The organism is Nitrosopumilus sp. S6 (genome assembly GCF_054515815.1).
The window spans coordinates 1-16,180 of record NZ_JBTNRI010000018.1 but is presented as its reverse complement, the minus strand read 5'-3'; the positions used below and the strand labels follow the sequence as shown (position 1 = coordinate 16,180).

Annotated in this window: 11 protein-coding genes; 2 read left to right on the top strand and 9 right to left on the bottom strand. The window is 35.3% G+C overall.

Annotated elements, in window-relative coordinates; translation table 11 throughout:
- The first annotated feature begins 10 nt into the window (after positions 1-10).
- Positions 11-568: a CBS domain-containing protein gene (locus tag ACX12B_RS09365; protein WP_459353744.1), complete on the top strand. Its 558-nt coding sequence runs from the start codon at positions 11-13 to the stop codon at positions 566-568.
- Between the two features lie 17 nt (positions 569-585).
- On the opposite strand, the gene mce is transcribed toward ACX12B_RS09365, so the two are convergent.
- The 5 genes from mce to ACX12B_RS09340 are packed head-to-tail and all read right to left on the bottom strand — an operon-like array spanning position 586 to position 6,450.
- Positions 586-981 carry a methylmalonyl-CoA epimerase gene (gene mce, locus ACX12B_RS09360; protein WP_459353743.1) on the bottom strand — a complete coding sequence of 132 codons (396 nt, stop codon included), beginning with the start codon at positions 979-981 and terminating at the stop codon, positions 586-588.
- A complete protein-coding gene (locus tag ACX12B_RS09355; RefSeq protein WP_459353742.1) occupies positions 982-2,580 on the bottom strand; it encodes an acyl-CoA mutase large subunit family protein in 1,599 nt (532 codons plus the stop codon).
- Between the two features lie 7 nt (positions 2,581-2,587).
- Positions 2,588-3,505 (bottom strand): methylmalonyl Co-A mutase-associated GTPase MeaB, encoded by a 918-nt coding sequence (gene meaB, locus ACX12B_RS09350; RefSeq protein ID WP_459353741.1) that lies wholly within the window; start codon positions 3,503-3,505, stop codon positions 2,588-2,590.
- Positions 3,506-3,548: 43 nt separating this feature from the next.
- Positions 3,549-3,956, bottom strand: coding sequence for a hypothetical protein (locus ACX12B_RS09345; RefSeq protein ID WP_459353740.1), 408 nt, complete (start codon positions 3,954-3,956; stop codon positions 3,549-3,551).
- Between the two features lies 1 nt (position 3,957).
- On the bottom strand, positions 3,958-6,450 hold the full coding sequence (locus ACX12B_RS09340; protein ID WP_459353739.1) for a M1 family metallopeptidase: 2,493 nt from the start codon (positions 6,448-6,450) through the stop codon (positions 3,958-3,960).
- Between the two features lie 102 nt (positions 6,451-6,552).
- On the opposite strand from ACX12B_RS09340, the gene ACX12B_RS09335 reads away from it, so the two are divergent.
- Positions 6,553-6,975 (top strand): cobalamin B12-binding domain-containing protein, encoded by a 423-nt coding sequence (locus tag ACX12B_RS09335; protein ID WP_459353738.1) that lies wholly within the window; start codon positions 6,553-6,555, stop codon positions 6,973-6,975.
- 32 nt (positions 6,976-7,007) lie between these two features.
- Here ACX12B_RS09335 and ilvC read toward each other — a convergent pair whose 3' ends face one another.
- From ilvC to ACX12B_RS09315, 4 genes are all read right to left on the bottom strand, one after another.
- Entirely contained in the window at positions 7,008-8,006 is a 999-nt protein-coding gene (gene ilvC / locus ACX12B_RS09330) for a ketol-acid reductoisomerase (RefSeq protein ID WP_459353737.1), read from the bottom strand.
- 158 nt (positions 8,007-8,164) lie between these two features.
- Entirely contained in the window at positions 8,165-8,695 is a 531-nt protein-coding gene (locus tag ACX12B_RS09325) for a nicotinamide-nucleotide adenylyltransferase (RefSeq protein ID WP_459353736.1), read from the bottom strand.
- Between the two features lie 39 nt (positions 8,696-8,734).
- Positions 8,735-9,271, bottom strand: a complete 537-nt coding sequence (locus tag ACX12B_RS09320) for a stage II sporulation protein M (protein ID WP_459353735.1) — start codon at positions 9,269-9,271, stop codon at positions 8,735-8,737.
- A gap of 21 nt (positions 9,272-9,292) precedes the next feature.
- Complete coding sequence (locus tag ACX12B_RS09315; protein ID WP_459353734.1) at positions 9,293-16,108, bottom strand: hypothetical protein; 6,816 nt, start codon at positions 16,106-16,108, stop codon at positions 9,293-9,295.
- Positions 16,109-16,180: the final 72 nt, after the last annotated feature.

The following is a 16,180-nucleotide window of genomic DNA, read 5'->3' as shown; positions in this document are numbered from 1 at the left end:
TAAACCCAAAATGCTTCCGAATATAGAATCAATAAAGCAGATGAGGCAAAAATTAGGAATTACACAAAAAAAACTTGCAGGGATGGTAGGTGTTAGTACATCCATGATTAACCAAATTGAATCAGGACGGAGTCAACCAAGTTATGAGACAGCAAAAAAGATTTTTGAGAATTTATCAAATTTGGAGAGTAGATCATCATCTCACAAAGCAGGGGATTTTTGCAGTCAAGATATTGTAAAATTAAAACCATCCAATACACTACATGACGCAATCAAAAAGATGCACGAGTTGTCAATCAGTCAGATTCCAGTATTTGATGGAAAAGAGATAGTAGGAGTAGTATCAGAAGATGGTATTGTAAAACATTTGGCAGATGTAGGAGAAGCAGAATTAAAAAATGCAAAACTAGCAGATACTATGGATCCAGTTCCACCAATTGTGGATTTTGAAACACCTGCAAATGTACTAGTTCCGTTGATTCGTTATTCTAAATGCATCCTTGTAACAAAGAAATCAAAAATTGTGGGAATCATCACAGCATCAGACACACTAAAGATGATGGAATAGTTATTTTTTAAAAATAATTATTTTGGATGAGCACAAAGTTCAGCTAAAACACCATGAAGTGATTTTGGATGAATAAAGGTAACTTTGGTACCGGCAGAACCAGGTCTAATTTGTCCTAGAAATTGCACACCGCATCCTTCCATTCTTTCTACTTCACCTTCAATGTTGTCAGTCTCTAATGCCATATGATGTAATCCTTGGCCTTTCTTCTCCAAGAATTTTTTGATAGGACTGGCATCATTTGTTGGTTGCATTAATTCAACACGACCATTTTCTAAATGAATAATTGCAACTTTAACACCTTCAGACTCTACTGTTTCAAATTCTACAGAATCAACACCTAAAGCTTGTTGGTAAACTTTGGCAGATTCTTCAACATCATTTACTGCAATTGCAATATGATCAATCTTCATCTAGAATACCTCCTTTGGACGATACTCACCAAAGACTTCACGAAATGCATTACTGATTTCACCAGTAGTTGCATAAGACCTTGCGGCAGTTATAATGTAAGGCATGAGATTCTCATCAGTGTCAGCTGCACTTTGCATTGCAGATAATGCCTTTTCCCATTTCTTTTTATCACGAGATGCACGTAACTGTTTTAGTGCTTTTTTCTGTTGAATCTCAACCTTGCCACCAATTCTAAGTAGTTCTGGCTGTTCTTCTTCTTCAGCATACTTGTTTACACCAACTAGAATTCTTTCTCCATCATCAGCTTCTTTCTTCAAACGATATGCATTTGCTCTAATTTCAGACTGGAAGAATCCTTTCTCAATTGCTTTTACAGAACCACCCATCTTCTGAATCTTTTTAAGATATTTCCATACGCCTTCTTCAATTTGGTCTGTTAATTCCTCAAGATAGTAAGAGCCTCCAAGTGGATCGGCAGTCTTTGTGATTCCACTTTCATGGGCAACAATTTGCTGTGTTCTCAGGGCTATTTTTGCAGATTCTTGTGTTGGAAGTGCCAATGCCTCATCTCGAGAGTTTGTGTGAAGAGACTGAGTACCACCAGCTACTGCGGCCATTGTTTGAATTGCCACACGAATGATATTGTTATCAGGTTGTTGTGCAGTTAGGGATTCACCACTAGTTTGAGTATGGAATTTTAGTTGTAATGATTTTGGATTTTTTGCATTAAACATTTCTTTGAGAATCTTTGCATAAACTTTTCTTGCAACTCTAAACTTTGCAACTTCCTCAAAGAATTCAATAGTACAGCAAAAGAAGAATGACAAACGGGGTGCAAAGTCATCAATTTTTAATCCCTTGTCCAAACAAGTTTGAATGTATGCTATTGCATTTGCCAAAGTAAATGCAACTTCTTGTGTTGCAGTACATCCTGCTTCTCTCATGTGATAACCAGAAATTGATACAGGGTACCATGAAGGAACTTTTTCTGCACAATAACCAATCATGTCACCAATTAATCTCATAGATGGTTGTGGAGGATAGATGTAGGTGTTTCTTGCAATGTATTCTTTGAGAATATCATTTTGAGTAGTTCCACGTAGTTCATGACTTTTGAATCCTTGAGATTCTCCTACTGCAATATAGTATGCAAGTAATGTTGATGCTGTAGAATTGATAGTCATGGAAGAACTGACCTTTCCAAGAGGAATACCATCAAAGGCAGTCATCATGTCTTTAATTGATGTAATAGAAACTCCAACTTTACCAACTTCACCTTCTGCTTGAGGAGCGTCTGAATCATATCCAATTTGTGTTGGAAGATCAAAGGCCATAGAAAGACCAGTTTGACCTTTTTCAAGCATAAACTTGAATCGCTCATTTGTAAGCTTGGCATCACCGAATCCAGAGTATTGTCTCATAGTCCAGAATCTATCACGGAACATTCCAGGATGAATTCCACGAGTAAATGGATATTTACCAGAGTCCTCTGAAGGTCTTTTCTTTGAGGATTTTTGATAGATTCGTTTTACTGGAAAATTTGAATCAGTAAATATTTTCTTTTCAGGTTGTTTTGGTTTTGATTTTTTTGCAGCCATTATTTCATCACTTTAACATTGATTTTGTAATTTTATCTCCTGCATCAAATGGGTCGATATCTTTTGATTGTAATTTCTTTAAATATTTTGCAAATGTTTTATCAGAATCTAACATGTAATCAATCTTTTCACGGATGTTATTTAAAACAATATCTTTTAGTTCTGCCTCTAATCGTTCTTGGTCTTTCTGATTCTTTGATTTCTTTTTTAATACCATCATATTTTTGAGAGTTTTTGCAAATTCTATAATTCCAGTATTCTTTTTTACCGAAGTCTTGAGAATTACAGGGTTTCTGTTAGAATCACCAATAAAATCACGTACTGCATCAAATAATTGGTTTGTTCCACTAAGGTCACTCTTGTTTACAAGATAGATATCGCCAATTTCAGTAAGACCAGCTTTGATTGTTTGTATGCTATCACCAGTATTTGGATTAAAGACTACAACAGTGATATCAGCAATGTTAGAGATTTCAACTTCAGTTTGACCAGCTCCAACACTTTCAATTATAATTGGATTAAATCCTGCATATTCTAAAACACGAATGCTGTTTCTTAGAGAACGAGATACAGCACCTGTTGCGCCACGAGATGCAATGCTGCGTATGTAAGTTCCAGAATCAGTGGATTCAGTCATTCTAACTCTATCACCCAAAATTGCACCACCTGTCACATGACTAGTTGGATCTACTGCTAGAACCGCAGGTTTTGTGCCTAGTTTTTTCATTGCAACAGCAGTTTTGTTTATCAATGAACTTTTTCCAGCTCCTGCAGGACCGGTAATTCCAATAATTATCGAAGTTCCAGTATTTTTGAAAATTGTCTTTAAGAGTTTTTTTGATTCTTTTTGATCATTTTCAACTAGGGTGATAGCTTTTGCAATTGCACCACGTTTTCCTTTCTTTAAATCAACAAGTAAATCCAATACAAAATAGTCTTTAGAGGTGCAATAAAATCTTGTATGTGATCTAAGGTCTTGAATATATCACAGGAGGTGCAGGTTCATCTAGAAGATGTATCTCTGTTTTTAGTTGGACATGTCCTAATTCAGGATGGTCTATCTCCAAAACAACAGGATGAATCTCCCAGCCATATTTTGGCACATTTGGAAATGGAATAATTTCAATGAACTGATAATCAGAAAATGATTTTTGATAGGTCTCATCCATTCCAAGTATTTCCATTACCACTGAATCAGTTTTTTCAGATTTATCAAAAAATGCAACTTCAACATGCCCTGTATCATAATATACTGCATTTACTTGAAATGTCTGACGAAGTTCATCCTTATCATCAGAACCGCCACCAGTCAAAAGTACTATTGCAAGAATGGTGAACACACCAAGAAATATGGGGGGGAGAAGTTTTTTGGCCATGTTATTTGAATTCTTTTCTCATCTGACGTAAGAATTTTGAGTGAATTCTGATTTTTTCTATTGTTTGTGCCTGGGTTCGTTCAGTTCCAGGTGTAGGATGCGATTTGAAAAAGGATTTGATGTCTTTTTCCATAGAATCATCTGCAACAAGTGCAATACTTGCAACAATTCTGTTGAATAAGGGATTACCATATCCTACTTTTTTGCTCAATTTGCCCCAATTCTTCTTTAGCCAAGGCCAGAGAATCTTCTTTCCATAAGGATTTGCAGCAATCTTCATGATTGGCAATTGCATGTTTTGAGAGCGTACTTCAGATGTTTGAGAGAATTGTAATGTTTTGATTAGTAATTTTTCATTTTGAAAGTTACACATTGCACCCAAGAATCGTAATTTTTCTTCAGTGGTTTTTGCTTTTTTGTATAATGATATCAATTGAGAATGGGTTTTAGCATTACCAGTCCATGCAACAAGTGAGAAAACAGGTTCCCTAATATCAGGATGTAAAGATGAAGGGTTTTTCAAAAATTCTTTGAACATTGTTTGTGCTTGTTCAAGAACATGTTCATCTCCAAGTTTACCTAGCGCAAATATTGCAAAGCCTCTCAAGAATGCATCAGTGTGCTTGTCTGTTTTTTGAGGAGTCCAACTAAGATTGGATAAAATCTTTCTAAAGTAATTAATTGCATAACTTCTGATTTGTTCAGTATAATCCTCAAAGAAAGTTAACAATGACAAAAAGTTGAGATTGTTTGCAACATTAGTTTGTGGAAGGTACGAATCTTCATCAAAGTATGCATCAGAAAAATCAAGGTAGTTTTCTATGTCTTCTTTTCCTGCAACACACAATGCAAACAAGTCATTTTGTATTGCCCATCGATCAACAGGAGGGATTTGTTTTTGATCAACTAGCATTTTAAGATCAAGGAGTATGCCATCATCATATTTTACACGATAAAATCCAGTACGACCAATGTTTGCTACAAATCCAGGTCCTTTTGGTGCTTTTACAGTAACGGATTTTTTTGTCAATAGTTTTGTTTTGGTTTCGTTTCCTAAACCATAAGTGATTGGAACATGCCACAATCCTTTTTGGGTCTTTTTTGTAGGTTCCATCAAAAAGCGATTCTGTTTGATAACCAAATTATTATTTTTTTGAGAGATGTCAATTTGAGGAAATCCAGGCTGTTTTAGCCATGTATTGACCATTGAACTGACTGGCATTTTTGAGGCTTTACCAATTGCATCCCACAAATCTTGACCTTGTGCATTTCCGTATTTGAATGCAGACAGATATTTCTTGAGTCCTGATCTGAAATTTTTCTCACCAACATAATTTTCAAGCATTCTCAAAACACATCCACCCTTATCATAGGATATTGCATCAAAGATTTCTCTAATTTCCGCAGGAGAGTTTACAGTAACATCAATTGGATGAGTTGTTTTTAGAGAATCTAATCCCATTGCAGTATTCATCGCATCTTCAATGAATTGGTCCCAAAGATTCCATTCAGGATAAAACTTGTCAACAAATTTTGTTGCCATAAATGTTGCAAAACTTTCGTTTAACCACAAATCATTCCACCATTTCATAGTAACAAGATTGCCAAACCATTGATGTGCAATCTCATGGGAGATTACTTCGGCAATGAATTGTTTTGTTCTAGTTGAAGATGTTTTAGGATCATAAAGCAAAATTGTTTCTCTAAATGTAATGGCACCCCAGTTCTCCATTGCACCTGCTGCAAAATCGGGAATTGCAATTAAATCTAATTTAGGTAACGGATATTTGATTCCAAAATATTTCTCATAAGATGTTAGTAATTTCTTTCCAAGTTCTAAAGAGTATTTTCCTTTGGATTTGTTTCCCTTTGTAGTTACAACTCTAATCTGAACTTTTCCAGTTTTTCCAGTTAGATATTCAAATTCACCAACACCAAGATAAATCAAATAGGTTGATACAACAGGTGTTTTTCCAAATTTGTATAGAGTTTTATTTTTGAGTTTTTTCTTGGATTGAATGGGCATGTTAGAAATTGCAGTAAACTTGTTGTCTGCAATAATTGAAATCTCAAATGTGGCCTTTGCTTCAGGCTCATCCCAACAAGGAAATGCACGTCTTGCATCAGCTGCTTCAAATTGAGTTGTTGCAAGATATTTTGTTTTACCACCTTGTTTGTACTGACTTCGATAGAATCCCAGTAATCTGTCATTTAGAGTTCCTTGGAATTCAAGATGGATTGTGGCTTTGCCTTTGATCTTTTCTCCCAGTCGAATTGACAGTCTCTCTTTTTTCTCATCAGTTTTGGGGGCAGATTTTATTATTTTAGATCCAGTCTTTACAGTGCAAGATTTGATTTTGATTTCTGCACAATCCATTGAGATTAGATTTGTTGCTTTTTTGCAAGAAACAGTAATAGTTTCAGTTCCCAAGAATGTAAATTTTTTAAGATCTGGTTCAAATGTTAATTCATAGTTTATGGGATTAACGTCCACGAATCAGAGTCATTTTGATACTCTTTAAGTAGATTTTCTATTAAAAAGCAAATCAGAAAATCAAATAAAGCCTTTAAAATATACAAAATATCGAATAGTATCATGAAGCAAAAGACACAAACAAGAAATATCAAGATTCTAGTTGCAAAATTAGGCCTTGATGGACACGACAGGGGAGCACTTGTTTTGTGTAGAGCATTCAGAGATGCAGGGATGGAGGTAATCTATTCAGGGTTATTTGCAACACCAGAAAGAGTGGCACAGATTGCAGAAGATGAAGACGTTGATGCCATTGCAATGAGTTTACTTAATGGGGCACATGGAACATTATTCCCAAGAGTAGTCAAGGCCCTCAAAAAGAAAAAGATCAACGATGTCCTAATAGTTGGCGGAGGAGTGATTCCAGAAATTGATCATAAGGATTTGATCAAAGCAGGAGTTGATCACGTATTTGGTCCAGGAACACCATTATCCACAATAATTAATCACATCAATACCGGCGTAAGTAAATTAAGAAAAATATAAGAAAAATATAAGAAAAATATAAGAAAAAAGAATTATTCTGTGGAATCAGGCCACATCATTTTACGCATTTCTTTACCAACTTTTTCAATTTGGTGTTCGTCATATTGTTTCATGTACTTGTCAAATGCATCTTTGCCGTTTTTCTGATATTCAGAAATCCACTCCTTGTTGAATGTACCATCTTGAATCATGGTTAGAACTTTTTTCATGTTTTCTTTGTTTGCAGCATCCATTACCATTGGTCCACGTGTTAAACCACCATATCTTGCAGTTTCACTTACACGTCTCCACATTCCATTAATACCATATCTTTGAATCATATCTACAATGAGTTTGAGTTCATGTAAGACTTCAAAGTATGCAATTTCTGGTTGATATCCTGCTTCAACTAGAGTTTCAAATGCATTTGTCACCATAGAAGCTGCACCACCACAAAGGTCTGCTTGCTCACCAAACCAATCAGTTTCTACTTCTTCTTTGAAAGCAGTTTTGATTAATCCAGCTCTTGCACTTCCAATTGCTTTTGCAATTCCCAATGTTCTATCCCAAGCTTTTCCTGTAAAGTCTTGTTCAACTGCAACAATAGCTGGAGTTCCAAAGTTATCAAGGTATGTCTCTCTTACTTTGGAGCCAGGTCCTTTTGGTGCAATCATGATTAAATCAACATTGTTTGGTGCTTCAATCCATTTCCAATAGATTGCAGCAGCATGAGAAAATGACAATGCTTTTCCATCAGAAAGATTTGGTCCGATTTCATCTTTGTATACTTGACCTTGAATCATATCTGGAATCAATATGTGAATAATGTCTGCCTGTTTTGTGGCATCTGCTACTGACATTACTTTGTGACCATCAGCTTCGGCTTTTTTCCAGCTATTACCACCTTCTTTAAGACCGACTATAACATTAAGACCAGAGTCTTTCATGTTGTTTGCCTGTGCATCACCTTGGATTCCATAACCAATTACAGCAATGGTTTGATCTTTTATTGGATCAAGACTGATATCAGTATCTTTCCATGTTTGTGCCATAGTTTTGGCAGATTTTATTGCAAATATTAACTATGAAACCTAGATTTCAATGATTTTTTCACATGAGCGACATTTTACAGTGACTTTATCCCCAGGCAATCTAACAAATCTCTTTGAACCGCATTCAGGACAAATAGGACAAGCACGTATAGGTTCCATTAGTGTTGTGTAGGATTAGTATCAGATTTAGAAATTACGGATAGTCTGTTTTTTGCATTAATTTTAGTTAGGAATTCATAAACAGCATTTGGAACTGAATCCTTCCAATTTTCATCATTAATTATCATTGAGCGTATTTTAGTTGCATTGTATTGAGTTCTATCGAGAAACTCAGGTTTTACAACCTGAATTCCAGAGTCAGCTAAAAGCATAGAGACGTAATCATTGCCACTATACACTTTGTCAAAATGAGGCAATGCAGATTGCAAATATGATACCCAGGTTGCAATGTTGAATTGATTTTCAATTGATATGATAAAACATTTTTTCAAATCCAAGTTTGCATCATTTATAGAATTGTGAATCATCTCAATTCTTTCACCAGCAGTAAATGGATCTTTTTCTAAATAGTTGAATTGTGCACTAGTTATTGCAATAATTACTTCATCACATTGTTGTATGATTTGTTTTACTAATTCCAAATGTCCCAAATGAAAAGGTTGGAATCGTCCAATCATTAATCCACGCATATCGATCAAATAAATTTGTTAAATTAAAAATGTTTTATGTTACAAATCATCAATATTTGGAACTGACTCTTGTACTTCTTGTAGCATGTTTGCTTCTAGTATACCACCAACAAATAACAATACCAAAACAATTCCAATTTCAACTCCCAGAGGAATCAATTGTACTTTTAGATTTTGTTTTTTTATAATTTCATAAATTAATAAATAACTACGCGAGGTAGCAATAGAATATGCAATTAACTCCATAAATCCAAATGTCGTAGTATACAAAATTGATAATGCAGGAACATTAGAGATTGTAGGAGTTAAAGATGCAATTGCACCATAAGTAAATCCAGTTGAAGCCCCAGAGTAAAAACCCCAAATCAAGCCAGCCCCTGGAATAAACATAGGCAAAGACAGAGAAGCATTATTTACAAATAATCCAATTTCATCAATTTCTTCAACAGTATCAAGAAATTCAAATAAAATTTCTCTAGCGTCTGATTCAGAAATTGGAAAATAAGACCCAAGTTCTAATGATATTGAAAATAGTCCAATAAAAATTAGAAATACAATTATTCTGGTCTTAATCATTCGTTACACCATAAGGGTAAATTATCGTGAAATCACACCAGTTCTAACTAGATGCATGATGGTATTTACAAAGTCTTCATCGTCAATCTTATCTGTAGACCACCATCTAGCATAATCCCTAACCCATTTTGGAATTTCCTCTACTCTCTTGGAATCAACATAGTTATCAGGTCTTGCAGAAATTTGTTCATCAATCAGGTATTCAATTCCAATAATAAATTCTTCATCAGAAATTTCACCTTCAGACCACCACTGCACATAAGTTTTAACCCAATAAGGAATAGTATTATCAATTAGTAGTAGTTCTTCAGGATTTTCATTAAATGAGGGTTCCAGGTATTCTTCAACTCCATCAATATCAATGAATTCAACTGATAAAGGTTTGATTGTTAAGAAATCATGAAATGTTTTGTAAGTAGGATTTCTATCTTCATTCCAAGATAAGAAGTACATGTTAGATGCATCCATAGGTTTTTCAAAAGTCATGGAGAATTGTAGTATCAATAAGGTTGCATCTTTTTCTAAGAGTTTGAATTCTCCATGTTTCAAAAGACCATTTGGATCTGTGATTTGTACCAATTCATCAGAATATTTGTCAAAGACAATTGAAGTATCATAATCACCTGAACGCAAATCATCACCTGCATTATTTAGATAAAGAGCAGCATGTTGTAGATAGTTTATTCCTTGTCTTTCATATATTCCTACTCTGAAAACAAGTGTTTCATCAGTTTGGAAAATCAAGGGTTCTGTAACATCAGACATATCAATTGTATGTAAAGAACCACCTAAACCTAGTTCAGGATTTCCTAAAGATACGAATGTTGATTCGTTAATTTTATTGATACTAGAATAGGTACTACCAACAGCTAATGCTTTTACACCACCTACTGCAAATTTAGAGTTTGAATTTGTTGTTCCTTCTGCTTTCCAACGATTTACATCAATTTGTGTAACTACAGTATTTTCTATAACTTCAGTTATCCAAGAGTTAGTTTCAATAGTATAAAATTTGTCTCCAAAGTCACCGTCGTTATTGAGATCATGTAATATCTTTACTTCTTGAGGAGGTAATCCCATTGCAAGTGCGTCAGCAGTACTAAATTCAAATGAAACAGGACAGCCATTAGTACAATCAGCACCATCACTAGGTTCTATATCAACAGAAACTCCCAAGACAGTTGAGCTTACCCCTTTTGCAGGAAGAGTTTGTCCATCAGGTCCAAGTCTAGTAAAAGTCATCTTTCCAAAATTATCATCAGGTAGTCGTATAGATGCACCCATTCCAGAAGGCAACTTTGTGTAACCTTTACCACCGTTAGACATTGCCAGAATATCTTGGAACAATCCAAAGCTTCCCTCAAGAGGAGGGGAGACAAAGGTGGATGCAATTGAATCATCACCCAAGATGTTTCCAGAAGCCCTAACAATTAGTTGTAAACTTCCAACTTGAGGAGGAATGTCAATTTCATCATCTAAAATGGTAATTATGAACGTAGTATCATCTTCCCAAAAGCCATTGTAATCATCACCTAATTCCTGGGTAAATAAAAATAATTTATCAACCTCATCCTTTGTCAATGTTCTATCTTCGAGATCAAATTTTTCTCTAGCTACTTCCAAAGCAGTCCTATCAACTTTGTCATAGTTATCAAGTCTAGAATCATCATCAGTTGGAATGCCATCATAGAACGGAGTATTTGTAGATTCAGAAAATTCTACAGTTATAGTGTCACCTATAGAATAAGAATCATCAGAAGAATCTGGATCATCGGCAATAATTGATAAAATATCAGGTCCAGATTTCTTTGCAAAACTTCCAGATAATAATGGAGAGTCTCCAGTTACAGCATCAGAAGTTTCTTCTGCATTTGTCAGTTTGATAGTAGAATCCTTTACAACAAGTTTAAACTCACCAATTGTCGGAGTAGGATCTGAACATCCGGTAGAATCAATTATTTCAATGGATAATTCAAAGGGAGTAATCCAAGTTCCTTCATAGTTTGAACCTAAACATGCAGTAGCAGCACTATTTTTGTAATCAAATAATGAATCCAAGTAAGATTTTGGAACTTTATCACCTAGAGTGTTTGTGCCGTTTGTTGCTAGATCAAACATAATTGTAAATACATCTCCATTTGAGTATACTAGATCTGCAGCATCAGGATCAGATACTTGAACTGAGAAAATAACTGGAGAGACAGCAGCACCAAATGTACCAGACAAAACAGGGGAAGAAGGGGTTGAAAATAAAGAAGACCCATCCTCATCTTGTAATCCAGCAGATAATTTTACAGCAAGACTAAATGTTCCAACAGCGGGAGGTTCAGAGTTAGTTGAATCAATGATTATGATTTCAAGTTTTGCAGGAGTTATCCATTTTCCAATGTAATTATCTCCAAGAGAATGAGAAAATTCAAAGATGCTATCTACCTGAGATTTTGTAAGTAAATCAGACAAATCAGCTTGGTCAGTAGTCTCTGAGAACAGAACAGTAATAGTATCTCTGTTACCGTATCCAGAAGGAGTCAAGTTTAGAGGATCTGCAGCATCAAGAGAAATGATTCTAGGACCTTCTTTTTCACCAAATGTTCCAACAAGAGTAGGTGAAACTGAATCAGATGCAGCTGAAGTGGCACCGTCATCTTTTAGATTAGCAGACGTTTTTACAATAAATCGCAACACACCAATTTCAGGAGGAGAGTCAACCGTGTCATCTTTTATGGTGACAACAAATTTCCTATCAGTCTCCCATTTTCCAGTATAATCATCGCCAATGTCTTGAGTCATTCTAAATATACTATCTACAGTGGCTTTGTCAAGAGTAGCACCTTTTGTCTTTCCAGCCATATTTGTAGGCTCAGAGAATCTAACAGTTAGGGTATCACCTACATTATACCCAACAATCTCTCCATCAGTTACACCATTAGGATCATTTGCAGTCAATGATGAAATCAGTGGCCCTTCTTTTGTTCCAAAGTCGCCAATTAATGCTAAAGATGTAGATGTAGATGCAGCTGATGTTCCTTCTTTGTTTAGAATCTTAATACCAGAACCAGTTGCAGTAATTGTAAGACCTCCAATATCAGGAGTAGCAGAGCCGGTATCCAGAATTGTTATTACAAAGACCTTGGAATTTTTCCATGCTCCAACATAATTATCACCAATTGATTCTGAAAAAGTAAACATTGAATCAATTTGAGCCTTCTTTGCAGCATTTGGACGATTTGTTTCCTCATTAAAATTAACAGTTATAGTATCACTATCATCAAATCCTGCACCAGTTGTGTCTTTAGGATCAGCAGCTTCTATGAAAGTAAGTTTTGGTCCTGTAATAGCTCCAAAGGTTCCTGAAAGTAAGACAGATGTGCTGTTTGATGCAAGTGTATTTTCATCAGCGTTTTTGAGTCCAGCATCAGCATCCAAAGTCATCTTAAATTGATCAATTTTTGGATTACCATTTGTTGAATCATCAATTGAAATTTTCAAAGTTTTGGCATCCACCCAAATTGCAGAATAATCAGTACCTAAACTTGCAGTAGAGATGTTTAGTCCATCATCGTTTTCATATTTTTCAAATAGAGAATCAATTTGGGATTTTGTTATTGCAGTATTGATTTTTCCAACAGGTTTCATGTTGGTGTCTTCAGAGAATGTTGCTATAATTACATCATCATTACCATAAACAGAATCTGCACCGTCAGGATCAGATACTTCTAAATTGATTATTTCAGGTCCAAATTTCTGACCCCAAGTACCAATTAAAACAGGAGATGTTGCAGTAGATGCAGCTGAATTTCCAGCAGAATTTTTGAGATTAGCTGCTTCTTTTATTGTGAATTTTAGTGCTCCAATTAATGGATTGGCATCACCAACATCACTAATTGTGATCTCCAAAGTCTTGGAGTTAATCCATTTTCCAGTATATGCATCTCCAATTTTTATAATCTTTGCATTTTGAACAAAGAAAAATAATGCATCAATGTTATCTTTTGTTAACGAGTTACTAGTGCCTTTGAGAGGTTCATTTGTTTCTTCATTAAATCTAACTGTGATTTTATCACCGTTTGAAAATCCTGAAACTACTGTTCCATCATCACTAGCAGTAAGGGTTGTAATTAATGGTCCTTGTTTTGTTCCAAATTTAGAGAATAGTGGAGGAGAAGTATCAGTTGAAATCAGTTTTTCTTGTGCAGCATCACGAAGTTTGGCTGCTGCTTTGATTGTTGCAGTAAGAGTTCCATTAATACTAGATTCAGAAATAGAATTTGTGCCATCTCTTGCATCCAAGATTGTGATATCAAGAGTTGTTGGACTGCGCCAACTTCCAATGTAATCATTGCCAATTGATTGTGTTGAACCACCTTTTTTAAAGTCAAATAATTCATCGATTTCTCCTTTAGATCCTGCAGGAGGGCGATTTGTTTTTTCACTAAATGTCAGGGTTAAAACATCACCATTAGAATACCCGTTAGTTTCACCAGAAATGGTTCCATCAGGATCTTTACCCTCAAAATCAGTTATTGTTACACCAGGTAACCTTCCCTCATTGACAGTTGAAAATGAAATGATTTTAGACATTGCTTGAAGATCACCGTTTCCAGAAGTGCTGTTTACTTGTAATTGGTAAACTGGTGGTTGTTCTGCATACTCAACTCTCCAAAGAAGCGTTGCACCAAAGTTTGAAGGAGCATTAGAGCCACCTTGGCTTCTTAGCTCAAATGTTTGATAATCATCAGAACTATCCTTTGTAGTTTGAGATACAATTTTACCATCTTGTTTTAAGCCAAAGTTATCTGCATTTTGATTACCATTACTAGAATCATCAAATTCTGCATGTGCAATTACAACTAGTTCAGTACCTTGCGGAATTTCAGTTGAAAATGAATCACCAATGTTATTTACCGTTTGATCAGTGGTAACAATTCCACTAGTACCATATTTTACAAGAGAAGGCTGGAAAACAAGTAGTTTTACCTCAGCACTAATTGCAGTTCCAATACTACCACCATTATCATGGGCAGAGTTAGTTGCACCAACAGATCCAGGTACAGGAATTGTACTAAGATTCACCTTGTAAGTGGAACTTGCAGGAGCATTGTCATCTTTTCCAATAAGAAGGAAGTTTTGAATGCTAGAAGATTCATCTTTTCCACTCTCATCTCCAACATATCTACCAAAGTCCATCTTGAGGAAGTTTTTGTCTAAGAGTATATCACTACCACCTGACACTACTCTTGTAACATTGAGACTTCCAACAGGAAGATTCTGTGTATCAGCAGTACTCTTTAGTTGTACTGATGCCAAAACAACAGTACTGTTTGTACCAGGTGAAGCATCAAATGATGTAGTTACTGAGGCAAGTTCTGTTTTTCCAACATTTCCTACAGCATTGACTTGTGATGCATCAGTGTATGAATATCTGTCAATATTTTCAATTGCAATTAATTTTGCTTGTCCCTTTGTTGCAGAAGTACCATCATTTCTAGAATCATAACAAGCATCTACAACATACCGTGCATTACTTTTTGATTGAGTGTATGCTGCAGGAATTTGGAAGTTATTGTGAGCGCCAGTGTCTTTTGCTTGTACTTCAAAGTCACTTTTTGCAATTACCACAAGATTGTCAGGGTCAGTGTAATCAACTAATCGAACATCAATTTGAGAGATTCTACTAGAATCTTCTTTTCCAAATTGAGTTGATGCAAACAAGATATGAGTATCAGGGTTGAATTCTGTTTGTAAATCAGCAAGAATTGTTCTTGTAGAATCATTGTCACAATGATTAATGGCAGAACCAGTTCCATCTGCAATATCTGGAATCACCAAAAGATCATCAGGTAATGATGCATCATTGTATGCATATTCTGTGTCAGTTCCAAACTTGAATTCAAGATTGTGAGCACCAGTTGTCAAAACTGCTGATTTTTCATAACCCTGACCAGTACTAGAGTAATCTCGGAATATCAGAGAGTTTCCAGAAATTTCAGGTGTGAAATTATGAGTCCCATTAGATAATTCAACGAATTGTAAATCATCAGGTAATGCATCACCAAATGTTGTTCCATCAAAGCCAGTAATTATCAAATCAGCTGTTCCCACAGTATCAAATCGAACTGTCCAGTGTCCTCCAACTGTTGGGTAGGATTGAACATTAATCACATTGATATTTGCAGTGATGGTAAATTGTTGTTCTGATAGTTGGGGTACTGTCCAACACATCTGATCATCTATACCATTATCATCAGAGTCTTGATAACCTAAATCAAATCTTGGATCATTAGTCACATCTACTTCTTGACCATCAATATTCCAGAATAGTTGGAATTCAACTCCCATTTTGACATATTCTTCAGGGACATCAGAACATGTTCTAACTTTAGTATAGTGTAATCCAGAATCATGAGATACTGTTACATCTTTGTTAAATGCAGTATCAGTTACACTAGTTTCTTCTTGAGTTTGAGCTACAGGGGTTTCAAATGTTATAGAATAGTTTGATGATTCTGCATCAACAATAAGATGTTTGAAAGAATGGCCTTCTTGAATCAATTCAGGAAGATCATCAAATGCTATCAAAGAGTACAAATCATTTCCAGAAATAGAATACAATGAACCATCAATTTCCATTACATCAGAACCATCAACAAGAGGAATGTGAATGGCAATTCCAGATACTTCATTTACAAAGACATCATCCTGTGTAGATAACAAAGAGTCTATCTGTGAAGAATCAAAGATAATTTCAGAATTATCAATTGAGACATTACTAATTTGTGCATCATCAGGAAGTGAAATTGCAACTCCATTTTGAGTGTCATTGAAAATCAAATCCATATGCCACACTACATTTTGACCAACCTCGATATCCTCATGATAGATAGATTTTGTGTGATCAGAACTAATTAC

Bases quoted from the DNA above. Each gene is read 5' to 3' on its own strand.
- ACX12B_RS09335 (WP_459353738.1), top strand. From the start codon at position 6,553: ATGAAGCAAAAGACACAAACAAGAAATATCAAGATTCTAGTTGCAAAA.
- ACX12B_RS09355 (WP_459353742.1), bottom strand. From the start codon at position 2,580: ATGGCTGCAAAAAAATCAAAACCAAAACAACCTGAAAAGAAAATATTT.
- ACX12B_RS09320 (WP_459353735.1), bottom strand. From the start codon at position 9,271: ATGATTAAGACCAGAATAATTGTATTTCTAATTTTTATTGGACTATTT.
- mce (WP_459353743.1), bottom strand. From the start codon at position 981: ATGAAGATTGATCATATTGCAATTGCAGTAAATGATGTTGAAGAATCT.
- ACX12B_RS09315 (WP_459353734.1), bottom strand. From the start codon at position 16,108: ATGGATTTGATTTTCAATGACACTCAAAATGGAGTTGCAATTTCACTT.
- ilvC (WP_459353737.1), bottom strand. From the start codon at position 8,006: ATGGCACAAACATGGAAAGATACTGATATCAGTCTTGATCCAATAAAA.
- ACX12B_RS09365 (WP_459353744.1), top strand. From the start codon at position 11: ATGCTTCCGAATATAGAATCAATAAAGCAGATGAGGCAAAAATTAGGA.
- ACX12B_RS09345 (WP_459353740.1), bottom strand. From the start codon at position 3,956: ATGGCCAAAAAACTTCTCCCCCCCATATTTCTTGGTGTGTTCACCATT.
- ACX12B_RS09325 (WP_459353736.1), bottom strand. From the start codon at position 8,695: ATGCGTGGATTAATGATTGGACGATTCCAACCTTTTCATTTGGGACAT.